Annotated in this window: 13 protein-coding genes; 3 read left to right on the forward strand and 10 right to left on the reverse strand. The window is 69.6% G+C overall.

Going from position 1 to position 16027, the window contains the following annotated elements:
• Nucleotides 1-212: 212 nt before the first annotated feature.
• From SLW55_RS16750 to SLW55_RS16770, 5 genes are all read right to left on the reverse strand, one after another.
• Entirely contained in the window at nt 213-1235 is a 1023-nt protein-coding gene (locus tag SLW55_RS16750; RefSeq protein WP_320745431.1) for an NAD(P)H-quinone oxidoreductase, read from the reverse strand.
• Nucleotides 1236-1554: 319 nt separating this feature from the next.
• On the reverse strand, nt 1555-2865 hold the full coding sequence (locus SLW55_RS16755) for a histidine-type phosphatase (RefSeq protein ID WP_267093452.1): 1311 nt from the start codon (nt 2863-2865) through the stop codon (nt 1555-1557).
• Nucleotides 2866-2873: 8 nt separating this feature from the next.
• Nucleotides 2874-5375 carry a TonB-dependent receptor gene (locus tag SLW55_RS16760; RefSeq protein WP_320745432.1) on the reverse strand — a complete coding sequence of 834 codons (2502 nt, stop codon included), beginning with the start codon at nt 5373-5375 and terminating at the stop codon, nt 2874-2876.
• A gap of 114 nt (nt 5376-5489) precedes the next feature.
• Entirely contained in the window at nt 5490-6572 is a 1083-nt protein-coding gene (locus tag SLW55_RS16765; RefSeq protein WP_320695154.1) for a FecR domain-containing protein, read from the reverse strand.
• Nucleotides 6565-7080: a sigma-70 family RNA polymerase sigma factor gene (locus SLW55_RS16770; RefSeq protein ID WP_026143698.1), complete on the reverse strand. Its 516-nt coding sequence runs from the start codon at nt 7078-7080 to the stop codon at nt 6565-6567. The genes SLW55_RS16765 and SLW55_RS16770 overlap by 8 nt, the downstream gene beginning before the upstream one ends.
• Before the next feature lie 353 nt (nt 7081-7433).
• On the opposite strand from SLW55_RS16770, the gene SLW55_RS16775 reads away from it, so the two are divergent.
• Nucleotides 7434-8504, forward strand: a complete 1071-nt coding sequence (locus SLW55_RS16775) for a pirin family protein (RefSeq protein ID WP_232764301.1) — start codon at nt 7434-7436, stop codon at nt 8502-8504.
• Nucleotides 8505-8701: 197 nt separating this feature from the next.
• On the opposite strand, the gene SLW55_RS16780 is transcribed toward SLW55_RS16775, so the two are convergent.
• The 4 genes from SLW55_RS16780 to SLW55_RS16795 form a co-directional block, all read right to left on the reverse strand.
• Complete coding sequence (locus tag SLW55_RS16780; RefSeq protein ID WP_320745433.1) at nt 8702-9304, reverse strand: hypothetical protein; 603 nt, start codon at nt 9302-9304, stop codon at nt 8702-8704.
• A 214-nt stretch (nt 9305-9518) separates the two neighbouring features.
• The gene (locus SLW55_RS16785) at nt 9519-9734 is read right to left on the reverse strand and encodes a hypothetical protein (protein WP_026143700.1); all 216 of its coding nucleotides are present in this window, start codon (nt 9732-9734) and stop codon (nt 9519-9521) included.
• Nucleotides 9735-9737: 3 nt separating this feature from the next.
• On the reverse strand, nt 9738-10298 hold the full coding sequence (locus SLW55_RS16790) for a TlpA disulfide reductase family protein (RefSeq protein ID WP_267085050.1): 561 nt from the start codon (nt 10296-10298) through the stop codon (nt 9738-9740).
• 1271 nt (nt 10299-11569) lie between these two features.
• On the reverse strand, nt 11570-12322 hold the full coding sequence (locus tag SLW55_RS16795) for an IclR family transcriptional regulator (RefSeq protein WP_152180516.1): 753 nt from the start codon (nt 12320-12322) through the stop codon (nt 11570-11572).
• A gap of 212 nt (nt 12323-12534) precedes the next feature.
• On the opposite strand from SLW55_RS16795, the gene fucP reads away from it, so the two are divergent.
• Entirely contained in the window at nt 12535-13842 is a 1308-nt protein-coding gene (gene fucP / locus SLW55_RS16800) for an L-fucose:H+ symporter permease (protein WP_017911550.1), read from the forward strand.
• A 3-nt stretch (nt 13843-13845) separates the two neighbouring features.
• Nucleotides 13846-14220, forward strand: coding sequence for an L-rhamnose mutarotase (locus tag SLW55_RS16805; RefSeq protein WP_017910859.1), 375 nt, complete (start codon nt 13846-13848; stop codon nt 14218-14220).
• A 372-nt stretch (nt 14221-14592) separates the two neighbouring features.
• On the opposite strand, the gene SLW55_RS16810 is transcribed toward SLW55_RS16805, so the two are convergent.
• Nucleotides 14593-15912 (reverse strand): L-fuconate dehydratase, encoded by a 1320-nt coding sequence (locus SLW55_RS16810; RefSeq protein WP_320745434.1) that lies wholly within the window; start codon nt 15910-15912, stop codon nt 14593-14595.
• Between the last annotated feature and the right edge of the window lie 115 nt (nt 15913-16027).

Here is a 16027-nt window from a genome sequence, read left to right on the forward strand (position 1 = left end):
AACGGGGCAGCAGGCGCACGCAGGGACCGGCACGGGCAAGCGCGGACCACCGCGCGTGCGGCGCACTATACGGCGCAGTGCTTGAACCGGGCCAGCGGCGGGCGCGGTCACGCGTGCCGTGTGGGCGCGCCGGTGCCTGCGCCGGCTGCCTGTCGCGACCGAAGCGCGCCGCTCCTACGACGGCAGGCGGGTCGCCACGACCGATACCCGGTTCACCGCGCGTCCGTCGTCAGCACGATCTTGCCGATATGCGCGCTGGACTCCATCAACGCATGCGCCTGTGCCGCGTCCTGCAGCGGGAAGCAGCGGTCCACCTGCGGCTTGATCCGGCCCTGCGCCAGTAGCGGCCACACCTGCTGCTCCAGTTCGCGCGCGATCGCCGCCTTTTCCATCACCGAGCGCGGACGCAGGGTCGAGCCGGTATGGGTCAGCCGCTTGGCCAGCAGCGGCATCAGGTCCAGTTCGCGCACCTTGCCCTGCTGGATGCCGATCTGCACGATGCGCCCATCCAACGCCGCGGCCTGGTAGTTGCGCGCCAGGTAGTCGCCGCCGATCAGGTCCACGATCACGTCGGCGCCGCGGCCCTCGGTCAGGCGCATGGTCTCGGCGACGAAGTCCTCCTCGCGATACAGGATGGCCGCCTCCGCGCCCAGCGCCAGGCTGGCCGCGCGCTTGTCGGCCGAGCCGACAGTACTGATCACCCGCGCGCCAAAGGCCCGTCCGAGCAGGGTGGCCACGCTGCCGATGCCGGAGGTGCCGCCGTGCACCAGCAGGGTCTCGCCGGACTGCAGGCGGCCGCGCTGGAACACGTTGGTCCACACGGTGAAGAAGGTTTCCGGCACCGCCGCGGCCTCGGTCAGGCTCAGCGCCGCCGGCACCGGCAGGGCGTTGCGCTCGTGCACCACCGCGTATTCGGCATAACCGCCGCCGGCGACCAGCGCGCAGACCTGGTCGCCAAGCCGGTAGCGCTCCACGCCCTCGCCCAGGCCGACCACCTCGCCGGCGAACTCCAGCCCCGGCAGCGGCGAGGCGCCCGGCGGCGGCGGATAGCTGCCCTGGCGCTGCATCACGTCGGGCCGGTTGACGCCGGCCGCGGCCACCCGCACCAGCAGTTCGCCGCGCCCAGGGTGCGGCAACGGCACGCGCACCGGCACCAGCACCTCGGGCGCACCGGGCTGGCGGATCTCGATCGCGGTCATGGTGTCGGGCAACGCGGCGGCGTGGGTCGGGGACATGGCGGGGTCCTGGCAAAGAGCGCGGCGCACGCAGGCGCAGACGCGTGGGGGAACCGCGATGATCGACCTTCCGCGCTGAGGGGTCCGTGACGGCGGGCGATGTTCGCGATGAAGTGCACGAAAGACCTGCCTGGTCCTCTCAGGCCGTCTGCAGTCGGGACGGAAGTCCCTCCCACAGTGCACCCGGCGGGCTCGCCGCACGCCCCTGTGGGAGCGACTTCAGTCGCGACGCGCGTGACGATGACCGCCAGTCACTTCCAACGCCAACGGTGTCGAGGCGTAACGCTCCGCTCACGCAAGCGCTCAAGGTAGGCGGCGCCTACTCGCCCACTGGCGGCGCCTGCGCCGGCCATTCGGTCATCGCCGGCACGGCAGTCTCGACCCGCTGCGGATCCAGCCGCGCCTGCAGCGCCGGCAGGGCGATCGCCAGCGGACAGCGCAGGCGGCCGCCGCAGCCGGGCAGCGGCCAGCGCCGCTCGCGCAGGCTGCGACCGTCGAAGCGATTGGCCCGCAGCGCCGGCAAGGTCGGCACCACGCTGCGCAGTTGCAGGAAGTCGTGGCCGTCCTGCCGCACCAGGTCCAGCAGCAGCGCACCACCGGGCGGATACGCGTCCGGCTGGCCGCGCACGATGGGATCGATGCCAAACAGGCCGGCCAGATGCGCCAGGTTGGTGTCGTGGCCGAGCAGCACCAGCGCGCGCGTGTCCGCTGGCGCCAGCGGCGCCACCGCCGGCACCTGCCCGGCCGCGGCCTGCAGCGTCGCCAGCAGATGCGCGAGCAGGTTGGAGCCGCCGGCACGCGCCGCCGGCAGCGCGCGCTTGCTGTAGGCGAAGGAGACGTTGTGCAGGCCGACCAGCCGCTGCAGCGCTGCGGCATCGGCGCGCCCCCAGGCCACCTGCGGCAACGGCAGGTCCTGCGCGTACTCCAGCATCAGGTTCTCGGCCAGGCTGCCGGCGGTCTTCAAGACCTTGGCCGCCTGCGCCGGATCCTGCAGCCGCTGCGGATCGTCCAGGCGCGGCGAAGCCTGCGCAGCGCAGGTCGACCCCGCACAGCCGGACAGCACCCGCTGCAGCGCCCGCAGCCGGCTGCGCGTGGCCGCGTCCAGGTGCAACGGCGGCGCGGGCGCATCGTCGTCCTTGTCCTCGTCCTTGCCGAAATGGAACAGCGGATTGTTCTGCGTCGTCGGCAACGCCAGGTAGTGCGCCTGGCACCCCGGCAGCAGTCCCTCGGTGAAGGCCGCCGCGCTGTCGTGGTTGCGCGGCGTGCTGTCGGCGATCACCACCGCGCCGGATCCGGCGCAGTCCGGCGCCAGCGCCGACATGGACAGCCAGCGCTGCCGGTAGCGCGCACCCAGCGCCTGCATGCCGGCGGCGCCGTGCGCGGTGAGCTGGCCGGGTGCCACCGGCCATTGCGGCCAGGGTTGCGTGGCGTACCTGGCCAGGTCTTCTGGCGATTGCGTCGGTGCGCGCACGCCATGGCGCATCACCACGATCGTCAGGCGCACCTGCGCCGCATCCGGTGCGGTAGGCGCCTTGGGCGATGCCGCCGCCGGCCAGGCGGCGCTGGCGACGCAAAACACCGCGGCCAGGCGCCATCCGCTGCGCACGCGTGCGAATCGGGAAGCGAACATGGCCGGCCTCAGAACTTCAGCGACAGGTCAAGGAACACGCCGCGCCCGGCCAGGCCGAAGTACAGCGGCTGGTTGTCGGAAGAGCGGGTGCCGGCGTAGCCGATCAGCGCATGCCGGTTCAGCAGGTTATTGACGTCCATGCTGATCGAGTAGCCCTTCAGGCCGTAGGGCCCGTGCGTGCTGCGGTAACCCAGCGCCGCATCCAGGCTGGCGTAGCCGCCCAGGCGCTGGTCGTTGCCGAACACCGTGGCGCCATTGGCCGCGGTGCTGTTGTCCACGCCGTACTGCGCGCCCACCACCTTCTCCATCAGCGAACCGAAGTAGCCGGTGCCGCTGTTGTACAGCAGGCCCAGGGCGGCGGTCACCCGCGGCGTGCCGGCGACCTGGGTGCTGCTGTGCTTGTAGGTGGCGTCGTTGTAGCTGGCGTTGGCGTACAGGCTCAGGATCGGCGTCAGCGCGTAGGTGGCCTCGGCCTCGGCGCCGCGGTACACCGCACCGCCGCCGTTGACGAAGGCGCTCTCGGTACCGCTGTCGGTGTTGATCAGGGTCTGGCTGATGTAGTTGCTGAAGTCGATGTAGTAGACGTCGGCGCCGAAGGTCAGGCCGCGCGCGGCATAGCTGGTGCCGAGCTGGTAGTTGCTGGTCAGCTCCGGGCGCAGGCCACGGGCGCCGTTGAGTTCGATCACGTCGATCGGCGGCGCCAGGAAGCCGCGCGCGGCCTGCACATAGCCGCTCCAGTGCTCGTTGAAGCTCTGGTGCATGCTTAGCGACGGCAGCGTGGCATCGTAGCTGGCCTCGCTGTGCGCCGGCGCCGGCGGCGTGCTCTTGTTGAGTTCGGCATCGAGCTGGCGCTGCACCCGCGCGTAGCGCAGGCCCGGACTGAGGGTCAGGCTGTCGCTGAGCTTCCAGTCGTACTGCAGGTACGGCTGCAGGGTGTCGGTACGGTCGTGCAGGTTGTAGTTGTACAGCGGGCCGTACTTGGTGCCGCTGGCCGCGCCGGTCGTCATGTCCACCGGCAACTGCTGGCGCTCGTCGAGGTTGCGCTCCACCCACACGCCGGTCTGCAGCTGGCCCGGACCGAGGTCCCGCGCCAGACGCAGCACGTCGCCGAAGGCGCGGAAGTCGTTGTCCGAGAGCTTGCCCGGCACGTCCTTGGCGGCCTTGGACAGCTTCTTGCCAGTCGCGCTGTAGAAGGTCACGCCGTTGTCGGCAGCGCTCTCGCTGGTGGGGATGCTGGTCTTGGAAGCGGTGTGGTCGAAACTGTTGTAGTAGACCTTGTTGTCCAGGTCCCACTCGCCCAGGCGCGTGCTCAGGCCCAGGTAGGTGAAGCTGGAGTAGTAGGCGGCGGCGTTGTAGCCGGTGTAGTTCTGCAGGGTCGGATCGTTGCCCAGGCCATAGCGCCACCCATGCCGCGCGATCTGCGCGCCGGTGGCGCCCTGCACGGTGTTCTGGTGCTCCTGGTTGTAGCTGCTGACGAAGGTCAGCGTGGTCGCCTCGCCCAGGTCCGTGACGGTCTTGAGGAAGGCGTGCTCGCGGCGGTCGTCGGTGCCCTTGAGGTACGTGTCGCTGGCTTCCTTGGACAGGTCCGCGAACAGGCGCGTGTTGCCGATGTGCTCGTCGGCGCTGACGCCGCCGGCCCAGGTGTTCCAGCTGCCGCCTGTGCCGTACACGGTCACGCCGTCGACCTGGCTGGGGTTGCGCGTACGCAGCGCCAGGGTGCCGCCGAAGGTGGCGTTGCCGATGGTGGCGCCGCCGCCGGGGCCGCGGTCGATCTCGGCCTGGCCGAGTACGTGGTTGTTGAAGTAGGCCGAGGTGGTGTGGTGCAGATCGCTGGCATCGCCGAACGGGATGCCGTCGAAGGTGATGTTGAACTGGCCGTCCTGGAAGCCGCGGATGCTGACGCCTTCGTTCTTGCCCAGGCCCGGACCTTCCGGCGAAGTAGTGACCACGCTGGGCGCGTACTTGATGATGTCGTCGTAGTTCGAGTTCAGGCGCAGGCCATCGCGGATGAAGCGCTCGTCGATCACCGAGGTCGGCTGGCTCGCCTCCAGCGGCGCGGCGCTGGGCGCCAGCGTGTCGACGCTGTTGGCGGTGACGTTGATCGGCGCCAGTTCGCGCGGGCCGTCGTGTTCGCCGTCGACCTCGCCACGGGCCGGGGCGGCGCTGCGCGGCGCCCGTGGTGCGGCGGCAGGCGCGGCGGCGACGCTGCTGCGCACGATGGCGACCGAGCTGGGCGTCAGCATGCGGTAGTCCAGGCCGGTGCCGGCGAGCAAGGCATGCAACTGCTGCGGCGGCGCCAGGCCGGCCGGGGCGCCGCTGCTGCGCAGGCCTTCGGCCAGCGCCGGGTCGTACATCAGTTGCAGCCCGCTGCTGCGCGCGAACTGGTCCAGCGCCTGCGCCAGCGGCATGGGCGCGATGGCTTGGGCCGCGGTGGCGGGCGCCGACCAGGCCGGCAGCGAGGACGTGCAGCCCAACAGCAGGGCGATGGAGACGACGAGAGGCTTGCGCATGACGATCACACCGGAGGGGAGGAAGGGCGGCCCCGCGCGTGCTGCGCGACGGCCATGCTTCCTAGGAGTGCCCCGGTGCGCCGTGCGGCTACCGTCGATTGCATGAATTTTTTCTTACAGCGGCGCCGGTGCGTGGCGGATGGTCACCGCGTGCGCATCGCGCTGCACCTGCACGTCCGGCAGGCTGCCGAGATACGCGACGAAGGCCTCCGGATCGCGCAGATGGAACACGCCGCTGACCCGCCGCGCCGCCAGCGCCGGGTCGGCGATGCGCAGCGGCTGCGTGGTGTAGGCGTTGAACAGGCGCGCCACTTCGCCCAGGCTGCGATCGTGCACGCCGACCTGCGCCGGCAGCCAGGCAGTGGCGTCGGCGATGTCGGCGTGGTCGCGCCGCGCCAGCACGCGGCCCTGCGCATCCACCCGCGCCTGCTGGCCGCCGCCCAGGTCGGCTAGCGTCGTCCCCTCCGACGGCAGGTCGCCGCGGCGCCACCACGCCGGGGTATCGCGCGACACCTGCACCCGCCCCTGCAGCACGGTGACGCGGGCGCCGCCGGCCTGCGGGTCGACCCCGAACACGGTGCCGACGTCGCGCAGCACCAGCGCGCCGACGCTGACCCGCAGCGGCCGCGCCGGATCGTGGCCGAGATCGAACACCGCCTTGCCGCGCAGCAGGGCGATGTCGCGACGCTGCGTGCCGTAGCGCACCGCGATCGCGCCACCGCGCTCCAGTTGCACCACGCTGCCGTCGTCCAGCGCGACGCTGCGCGGCGCGTCCGCTGGCGCTGCGTACACCGTCGCCGGCACCTGCTCCGGCGCGCTCAGGCGCAGCGCCACACCCACGGCGGCCAGCGCGAGCACGGCGGCGGCCGCCAACGGCCAGCGCCTGCGCCGTGGCAGGACACGACGCGGGTGGGGCACCGACGTCGGCGTGTCCACATCCGGGCGCAGCGGCACCACCACCGCCCCGCTGCGCAAGGCATGCGCGCGCAGCTGCGCACTGCTGGCCTGCTGCGCCTGCGCCGCGGACGGCAGGTCGCCGTGCATCCGCGCGATGTCGAAATAGGCGGCCACGTGCGCCGGCGACTGCCGCAGCCAGGCCAGGAACTCGGCCTGCCGCGCCGGCGGCAACGCGGTCTCGCGCTGCGCCAGGTACCAGTCCGCGGCCGCCTCGGCGACGCGCTGCGGATCCTCACGCATAGCGCGCCATGCCCTGCCGGCACACCGCCAGGCCCTTGATGATGTATTTCTTGACCATGTGGCTGGAGATCTGCAGTTGCTCGGCGATTTCCTGGTAGCCCAGTTCGTCGCGGTAGCGCAGCGTCATCGCCGCGCGACACTTCGGCGGCAGCCGTGCCATCAGCTCGGCCAGGCGCTGCCGGCGCTGCGCGCGGTGCACCTGTGCATCGGCCTCGCAGGGCACCGCCAGCCGCTCCAGCACATCGTCCAGGCAGGTGTCGCGCTGGCTGTTGCGCTGATGCAGCAGCGCGTGCTCGCGCATCAGGTTGGCGGCGATGGTGAACAGGTAGGCTTCGGGATTGGCGATCTCCGGCGCATGCGCCTCGCTGCGCTGCAGCCGCAGCCACACTTCCTGCAACAGGTCGTCGGCATCCCAGGCCGCGGCGCGGCGCTTGCGGAAATAGCGGCTCAGCGACGGCCGCCATTGCAGGAACAGCCGCGACAACGCCGGCAGGGGTTCGGAACGCACCAGCCACTCGCAATGCCGGCGCCATCGGCAGCCGGCGGATTCGGAAAGGCTGCGATGCTGGTCCTCGGCGATGACAGTCCGATGACGCACGGGTCCTGCGGGCGCGGAGGAGCTGTTGCGCCCCGGCGAGCATTCAGTTCAGCGCTGACTGCAGGGTTCGCGCGATCGGGGCATGCAACGCGGCCGGCCACCGCGCCTGCGCCCGCGCCACGCGAGCGGCGGCGGCGCATCCCAGCGTTTCCCGTGCGGGACAGGATGTCTCTCGGAGCGGCCTTCCGTTCCGTCGGCATCGCCCCATATCGTGAAGGTTGCCGCGTCCAATCTTGGGCGGCGTTCGCATGAAGGATCTCTCCATGACCGACCCCATCGTCCAGATCAAGCCGCTTGGCTTCCCTTGGGACACGATCGACCCGTTCCTGTTCTGCGTCTACCACGACGATGCCTACCCCGCCGGCAACGGCGCGATGGGGCCAGCGGCGTCCCTGCATGGCCGCGCCATCGGCCAGGACTTCAGCCGCAAGGACGGCTGGAGCATGTATCACGGCGAAGAGATTCCCGGCTTTCCCGGTCATCCGCACCGTGGCTTCGAGACCGTGACCATCGTGCGCAAGGGCCTGATCGACCATGCCGATTCGCTCGGTGCGGCGGCGCGCTTCGGCGCCGGCGACGTGCAGTGGGTGACGGCCGGCGCGGGCATCGTCCATTCGGAGATGTTCCCGCTGCTGGACACGGCCGCACCCAACCCGCTGGAGCTGTTCCAGATCTGGCTCAACCTGCCGGCGCGCAACAAGCTGGCTGCGCCGCACTTCACCATGTTCTGGTCGGAAGACCTGCCGCGCTTCACCGCCACCGACGATGCCGGCCGCACCACCGAGGTGGCCTGCGTGGCCGGCCGCATCGGCCCGGTCGACGCCGCGCCCGGCAGCGCCGGCGGCCCGCTCGCGCCGCCACCGGATTCGTGGGCCGCGCAGGACGATGCCGATGTGGCCATCTGGACGATCCGCATGGCACCCGGCGCACGCTGGACCCTGCCCGCCGCGCAAGGACGCGGCACGCGCCGCAGCCTGTACTTCTTCAAGGGCGCAGCGGTGACGGTGGGCGGGCGCCCGGTGACCCGCCATGCGGCGATCGAGCTGCGCGCCGATCAGGCGGTCGAGTTGGTCAATGGCGACGGCGAGGCGAGCGAGTTCCTGGTGCTGCAAGGCCGACCGATCGCCGAACCGGTGGCGCAACACGGTCCGTTCGTGATGAACACGCAGGCCGAGATCGCCCAGGCCATGGCCGACTATCGCCGCACCCAGTTCGGCGGCTGGCCATGGCGGGACGAGGCGCCGGTGCACGGCAGCGACCCGACCCGCTTCGCGCGACATCCCGATGGGCGCGAGGAACGGCCGGCGCCGCACGCGGTCGCCGCCGACGGCTAGGGCGTGTCGCCGATGCGAGAGGACGCCGCGTTCCTAGCCTCGTACACACTAATTCTGCGCGTCGCTTCGCGCCGTACCCTCACCCCACCCCCCGCTCCGCGCCCCGGCCCGCGCTTGCGGCGCGGGAGCTCCAGGGTGCGCGCGCCAGTGGCGCGCAGGCCGTACCCTGTCGCCCCAACGGGAGAGGGACTAGGTGCTCAGTAGCGGGCCGAGGCCAGCGCCTGCGCGCGCTCCAGTAGCTCGGCGATGCGCTTGCGCGCCTGCTGCAGTTCCTGGCGGGTGGCGTCTTCCTTGGCCGCCGGCACCAGCTCGGCATCGATCACCGACAGCGCGTCGGAGTACTGCCGCACCACTGCCGCCGCGTAGGCGTTCATGTAGGCGGAGTTGTCCTTTTCATCGCCCAGCGCCTGCAACTGCGCGCGGCCCTTGGCCACCTGCGCGTCGATCTTCTCCGCATCGCCGGGGCCGCCCTTGCCGGCTGTGGCCGGATCGGCATCGTGGTGCACGGCGATGGTCTCGCGGGCGAAGTCGGCCACGGTCTTGCTGACGTTGCGCGACAGCGCCTGCTTGGACAGCGCCACCACGTTGCCCTCCAACACCTGCAGCATCGCCTTCGCCGAGGCGTCGCCGCCGATCGGTGCGCGTCCGCTTTCGCCACCGACCGGCGCGGCGGTGGGCTCCGGCGAGGTGGCCGGTGCGGTGCGCGAGGCCTGGTCGCCAGGCTTGCCGCAGCCGCTCAGCGCCGCGGCGGTGAGCGCGGCGAGCAGGGTCAGGCGTACGGGATGAAGAGGTGAGGTCATGGAACGCTCCTGGTTTGTCTGCGTTCCACCATGCCCAGTCAGCGCGCAAACCTGCGTGAATCGGCGGTGGCTGGCCGTGACGCAAGGCGCGATCGCGCGCACCAGGCGTGCCCTGCAGAGTCGCAACGCGGCAGATGCTCACTGCGATCTGTGATCGCCGCCAGGCCGGCCCCGATGCCGGAGCCGGCCTGGCGGGGCCGGCTCCGGACACGGCTCAGCCGCAGCAGTAGCAGACCAGCGGCTTTCCGGGCCCGCCCGGCCCCAGCTCACCGCCGAACGGCGCGCACTCCTGCTGGCAGGCCCAGGCACTGCAGGCCGCCTCCTTCTCGATGCCGTCGCCGGCGGTCGCCTGCACCGCGCCGAAGCCCATGCTGGCCAGGAACACGGCCGCAAGCATCCCGTTGCGTAACGCTGTCCAACGCTGTTTCATGGCTTACTCCTCGATGGTTGCCAAGGCCGGCGGCGCATCCGTGCGGCGCACTGCGGCCATCAGGTCCTGCATCCGCTCCGTGGTATCGAAGACGCCGACGCGCGCATAGCGCACGCGTCCTTCGTGGTCCAGCGCCAGCAGCGTCGGCACGTTGCGCGCGCGAAACAGCATCAGCGTGCGGCGGTCGGTCAACGTGGTCACCGGAAACGTAAAGCCGTGCTCGGCGGCGTAGCGCTGCGCCTGCGCGGGGCTGCACTGGCACACCCCCAGCACCTGCACGTCGGGCTGCTGCGCGGCCAGACGCTGCGCGGCCTGCACCATCTGCGGCGCCGAGCGCTTGCAGTACGGGCAGGTGGTGGTGAAGAAGAACAAGACCTGCCGCTCGGCCGCCGGCTCACCCAGCGTCAGCGGCGCACCGTCCAACGTGGTAGCGGCGATGCGCGGCACGTACATGCCCAAATACGGCTCGGTGGTGCGGGTGACGAACCAGCGCCGTTCCTCGCGCAGACCGCGGTTCTGCCAGGCCAGCACCAGCACCAACGCGCAGGCCGCCAGCACCGCCAACCAATTCCAGGGAAACCGCCGTGCCATGCCGTGTGCCCATGTCGCCGTGTTCCCTGCAGGCTGCGCAGCGGTGGCGCACAGGTCAACGCTTTGCGCGCACGTACAGCGACTACGTGATCAGGCTGGGGATCGAGTCACGTGCACCATGGGCGCGCATTCCAGCAGTGTGGCGCATATGTGGGCATGCAGCGCAGGCGCGGGCATTTGCTGACCTTATCGCGTGCTCGGCGCATGCACGGTGCGAGAGCAGCGGCACGGGGGATGCATCGCATGGTCGACGCACGGGTAGCGTTACGTCGCTCGAGATTGCTCTCAAGCGCTGCGCTTCCGAAGACAGGCCAGGCAGTCGAACGTTTGAACTGAGCCGAGGCACCAAGCTGCACGGATTGAATGCGCTGTTAGGCCGCATGCTAAACAGCTAAAAGTGCCGGGTCATACCAGACGCCCACGTGCCCAGGAGCTAGAAGCACTCGCCAGCCCGGCCCCAGAGCCAGGTAAGGAACGATCGACGGGACGTGCGCTACGAGATGATGGACGTGAAGCGGCTGAAAGAAGTCAGGATGATCGGATAACTCTCCGCCCCAGACATACCAGCCGCACGTATCTTTTTTGCGGGGATGCCGCAGAGCATTGAGTGGAACTTGTGGGAGAGCAGAAAGTGCGACACCCACACGCTCGTCCTCACCGGGAGGATCAAAGAGCGAGTGGAATTTCTTGCAAATCTCTGCCTGTGACGGGATCTGACTCATGCAGCTTAAAGTTTTAGTTAAGCAGTGCGAGGTACGCGCATCCAAGTTGAACGAATGGCTAGGTATTGTGCGCCTGGTGCCAGCGCCTAACCAATGCGAATGCTCGATGGCGAACACTTTGCGAGAAAGGCCCCTTGACCATGGCGCCAAGCACCTGAGCTATTTCACTGTCTATTGGCGCCCCCTCTTCAAGCCAGCCAATAGCGAGCCCGGCCCAGTAATCAGAAGGCCAGATTGCACTCAAGCCAGCAAGAACGACATCTCGCGGTGGTGCGAGAGTCGCGTCATATGCAGCAAACGAAGCTTCAAGGTATAAAACGAGCTTCCGTTGATCCATATTGATGTCTAACGCTTGCATTAAGCGGATCGCGCCAGCGAGTTTGCTTGGATGAAGTGTTAGGCGCCAGTGCTGACGGCGTCGGTGCTGACCAAGGATACCGTGGTGCCCAAAGGAATACCCTCCGCCCGCTTCATACACTCCTTCCCAGTATCCCAGCCCCGGACTCGCCAGGATCACGGCGCCTACGCCAACGCCGCACTGATCTGCGCCGCCGCATCGCACACCGCGCGCATCGCCGCCTGCGCGTCGATCGGTTGCGGGCGACGTTCGATGAAGGGCACGGTCAGGGTGTAGCGGGCGATGCCGTGCTGCAGGATCGGTGCGGTGAGATCGATCACGCCGACCACCGCCTCGCTGGGATGGATGCTGTAGCCCAGCGCGTGCACCTCCTGCGCCGCGGCCAGGAACGCGGCGCGGTCGTAGGCCACCTCGCTGGCGTCCAGGCGTTGCAGCAACTGCGCCTGCGCGTCGGCCGGCTGGAACGCGAACAGCACCAGGCCGGAGGTGGAATGCGCGAACGGGCGGCGGTGGCCGGGACGCACCACCAGACCGAGGTCGCTGGGCACGTCCATCTGCGCGATGACCACGATCTGGTCGTCCGACGGTGCCACCAGGTGGCAAGGCTGACGGATCGCGTCGGCCAGCGCGCGCATCACCGGCAGCGCCACTTCGGTGACGTTCTGCACCCGCGGCTGCTGCATGCCGAGCATGAACAGGCGGTTGGTCAGCGTGTAGCCGCCCTCGCCCGCGGTGCGGGTCAGGTAGCCGCGCTCTTCCAGCACCTGCAGCATGCGGAAGATCTCGCCGCGCGAACGGCCGATGCCCTGCGAGATCTCGCCCATGCTCATCGGCCGCCCGTCGCGCGCCAGCAGTTCCAGGATGTCCAGCCCCTTGTCCAGGGCGGGCGCGCGGTACTTGGGCAAGGGGGTGGTCATTCCGTCGAGGGCCCGGCAGCAGGTGAAGAGGACTAGGGTACAGGGAGGCCGCGCCGGCTCGCACCGCCTGGGACCCCGCAGCCCACGCGTCGATGCTGCATTGCAATCCACATATGAACTCAAATTTTATATTTGCATGGCACTCGCCGGCGCAGTACGCTCCGCCGACAATCCGAACGCGACGCGGCACACCTTGGGAGGGGTAGGCGGCAATGCACTACAGCAGCGAATCCGCCACACCGGCGTCCGCCAGTCTCACCCGGACCGCGCTTGCGCCGTTGGTCCTGATCGTCAGCCTGTTCTTCCTCTGGGGCATGGCGAACAACCTCAACGACATCCTGATCAAGCAGTTCAAGAAGGCCTTCGAGCTGAGCGACCTGCAGGCAGGACTGGTGCAGAGCGCGTTCTACCTGGGCTACTTCGTGTTCGCGATCCCGGCGGCGATGTTCATGCGGCGCTACAGCTACAAGGCCGCGGTGGTGCTGGGCCTGCTGCTGTACGCGGTCGGCGCGTTCCTGTTCTACCCCGCCGCGCAGGTGCACACCTACTGGCTGTTCCTGCTGGCGCTGTTCGTCATCGCCAGCGGTCTGGCCTTCCTGGAAACCACCGCCAACCCGCTGGTCACCGTGCTCGGCCCCGCCGAGGGCGCGGCGCGGCGGCTGAATCTGGCGCAGGCGTTCAATCCGCTGGGTTCGATCACCGGCATCCTGGTCGGCCAGCACTTCATCCTCTCCGGCGTGGAGCACACGCCACAGGAACTGGCGGCGATGGCGCCGGCCGCGCGCGAGGCCTTCTTCGCCACCGAGTCGCTGGCGGTGCAGACGCCGTACCTGATCATCGGTGCGGTGGTGCTGCTGTGGGCGCTGCTGATCGGTCTGACCCGCTTCCCCGCCACCCGCGCCGGTGGCGATGGCGCGCGCGCAGGCGGCTTCGGCCAGTTGCGGCGCAATGGCCGCTTCGTGTTCGCGGTGATCGCGCAGTTCTTCTACGTCGGCGCGCAGGTGGGCATCTGGAGCTACCTGATCCGCTACCTGCAGGACGGCGTGCCCGGCACCCCGGAGAAGACCGCCGCCGATTTCCTCACCCTGTCGCTGGTGCTGTTCATGGCCGGCCGCTTCATCGGCACCGCGCTGCTGCGCTTCCTGGCGCCGGCACGGCTGCTGGGCGTGTTCGCCCTGCTCAACCTGCTGCTGTGCGCGGTGGCGGTGGCGCTGCCGGGCTGGATCGGCCTGTATGCGCTGGTCGCCAGCAGCCTGTTCATGTCGGTGATGTTCCCGACCATCTTCGCCCTGGGCCTGGACGGACTGGACGACGACGCGCGCAAGCTGGGCGCCTCGCTGATCGTCATGGCGATCATCGGCGGCGCCGCGTTGACAGCGGTGATGGGCGCGGTGTCGGACCACGCTGGCATCCACTGGGCGCTGGCGGTGCCTGCGATCGGCTTCGCGGTGATCCTCGGTTTCGCGCTGCATGCGGCGCGAAACCGCGTGGCGCCCCTTCCCTCTGCCCGCGGAGCCTGAACCATGCCGCGCCATTGCTACCTGCTGGACCTGCACGACGACCCGGCGCTGATCGCCGAATACGAACGCTGGCACCGGCCCGACACCGTGTGGCCGGAGATCGTCGCCTCGCTGCGCGCCGCCGGCATCCGCGAGCTGGACATCCACCGCTGCGGCGACCGCCTGGTGATGCTGATGGAGGTGGACGAGGACTATTCGCCCGCCGCCAAGGCCGCCGCCGACGCCGCCGATCCGCGCGTGCAGGCGTGGGAGGAGTTGATGTGGCGCTTCCAGAAACCCCTACCCGGTTCGGCGCCCGGCGAGAAATGGCGCGAAGCGCTGCAGATCTTTTCCTTGCAGGCGGCGCTGGCCGCGCAGGAGCGCAACGGCACGGGCTGAGGTATTGCGTGGGCGTACGCGTGTGTTGGAAAGCCGGTGCCGAGCGCGCGCGAGACCGGTTGGTTTACCGCTTCGCTCGTCGCGGCTGAAGCAGCTCCCACGGTTGCAGAGAGTGCGGCAAGTGCGGTTGCAGAGGTCGCGGCAGGCGCGGCGGATGCTGTGTGACGTGTGTGGGAGGGACTTCAGTCCCGAGTGCTGTCGAAGCTGGTGCGTGCACAGGTTCGTGCGTCGCGACTGAAGTCGCTCCCACAGCGAGCGATCCAGCACCGCTGCCGCCGCCGTCGCAGGAGCGGCTTCAGCCGCGACAGATGCACTGGCAACCACCGCAACCGGCGCGCTTCCTTCGGCGGAAGCGCACCAAGGTCGCTGGCGTCAGCCGCCCTGCGCGGCCAGATCCGCGCTCCAGAACGGGCCGTCCGGATACAGGAACTGGGTGACCGAGGCGGCATGCATCTCGGCCGAGAAGCCCGGCGTGGTCGGCGCCAGATAGCGGCCGTGGACGATCCGCACCGGATCGACGAAGTGCTGGTGCAGGTGATCGACGAACTCGATCGCGCGGTCTTCCATCTTGCCGGTGATGGCGACGAAATCGGCCATCGCCAGGTGTTGCACCAGTTCGCACAGGCCCACGCCGCCGGCATGCGGAAACACGCGCACGCCGAACTTGGCCGCCAGCAGCAGGATCGCCAGGTTCTCGTTGACGCCGCCCACGCGCGCGGCGTCGATCTGGATCAGGTCCACCGCGCCGGCCTGCAGCAACTGCTTGAACACCACCCGGTTCTGGGTGTGCTCGCCGGTGGACACCGGCACCGGGGCGATGCCGCGGCGGATCGCGGCGTGGCCGAGCACGTCGTCGGGGCTGGTCGGCTCCTCGATCCAGGCGATGTCGAATTCGGCGAGCTGGCGCATCCAGGCGATCGCCGGGCCCACGTCCCAACGCTGGTTGGCGTCCACCGCCATGGCGATGTCCGGGCCGATCGCGGCGCGCGCCAGGCGGCAACGGCGGATGTCGTCCTCCACGTTGGCGCCGACCTTGAGCTTGATGGTGCGGAAGCCATCGGCCACCGCTTCCTTGGCCAGGCGCACCAGCTTCTCGTCGGAATAGCCGAGCCAGCCGGGCGAGGTGGTGTAGGCCGGATAGCCCTGTTCCAGCAGGATCTGGATGCGTTCGGCGCGCAGCGGTTCGGCGTCGCGCAACATGGCCAGCGCCTCGTCCGGGGTCAGCGCGTCGCTGAGGTAGCGGAAGTCGATCGCGGCCACCAGTTGCTCCGGCGACAACTCGGCGATGAAGCGCCACAGCGGCTTGCCGGCGCGGCGCGCGGCCATGTCCCAGGCGGCGTTGACCACGGCGCCGATGGCCATGTGCATCACGCCCTTTTCCGGGCCCAGCCAGCGCAGCTGCGAGTCGTCGGTGAGGCTGCGCGCGAACCCGCCCAGGTCGCCGATCACGGTCTCCACGTCGCGGCCGACCACGTGATGCGCCAGCGCCGCCACCGCCGCGCTCTGCACGTCGTTGCCGCGGCCGATGGTGAAGGCCAGGCCGTAGCCGGCGAGGCCGTCGTCGGCATCGGTACGCAGGCGCAGATAGGCGGCCGAATAATCCGGATCCGGATTCATCGCATCGGAACCGTCCAGTTCGCGCGAGGTGGGGAAACGGACGTCGAAGGTCTCGAGCGCGACGATTTTGCTCATGGGGATCCTGGTCGGTGAGGCGGAAAGAGAAACAGTCGAAAACAACGATGGAGCAGCCCCTCTCCCCCCGGCGACCGAAGGGAGTCCCCTTCTTGGGAGAGAGGGGTTGGGGTGA

Source organism: Xanthomonas sp. LF06-19, from assembly GCF_034105425.1.
Lineage (GTDB): Bacteria > Pseudomonadota > Gammaproteobacteria > Xanthomonadales > Xanthomonadaceae > Xanthomonas_A > Xanthomonas_A sontii.

Bases quoted from the DNA above. Each gene is read 5' to 3' on its own strand.
- SLW55_RS16750 (WP_320745431.1), bottom strand. From the start codon at position 1,235: ATGTCCCCGACCCACGCCGCCGCGTTGCCCGACACCATGACCGCGATC.
- SLW55_RS16755 (WP_267093452.1), bottom strand. From the start codon at position 2,865: ATGTTCGCTTCCCGATTCGCACGCGTGCGCAGCGGATGGCGCCTGGCC.
- SLW55_RS16760 (WP_320745432.1), bottom strand. From the start codon at position 5,375: ATGCGCAAGCCTCTCGTCGTCTCCATCGCCCTGCTGTTGGGCTGCACG.
- SLW55_RS16765 (WP_320695154.1), bottom strand. From the start codon at position 6,572: ATGCGTGAGGATCCGCAGCGCGTCGCCGAGGCGGCCGCGGACTGGTAC.
- SLW55_RS16775 (WP_232764301.1), top strand. From the start codon at position 7,434: ATGACCGACCCCATCGTCCAGATCAAGCCGCTTGGCTTCCCTTGGGAC.
- SLW55_RS16780 (WP_320745433.1), bottom strand. From the start codon at position 9,304: ATGACCTCACCTCTTCATCCCGTACGCCTGACCCTGCTCGCCGCGCTC.
- SLW55_RS16785 (WP_026143700.1), bottom strand. From the start codon at position 9,734: ATGAAACAGCGTTGGACAGCGTTACGCAACGGGATGCTTGCGGCCGTG.
- SLW55_RS16795 (WP_152180516.1), bottom strand. From the start codon at position 12,322: ATGACCACCCCCTTGCCCAAGTACCGCGCGCCCGCCCTGGACAAGGGG.
- fucP (WP_017911550.1), top strand. From the start codon at position 12,535: ATGCACTACAGCAGCGAATCCGCCACACCGGCGTCCGCCAGTCTCACC.
- SLW55_RS16805 (WP_017910859.1), top strand. From the start codon at position 13,846: ATGCCGCGCCATTGCTACCTGCTGGACCTGCACGACGACCCGGCGCTG.
- SLW55_RS16810 (WP_320745434.1), bottom strand. From the start codon at position 15,912: ATGAGCAAAATCGTCGCGCTCGAGACCTTCGACGTCCGTTTCCCCACC.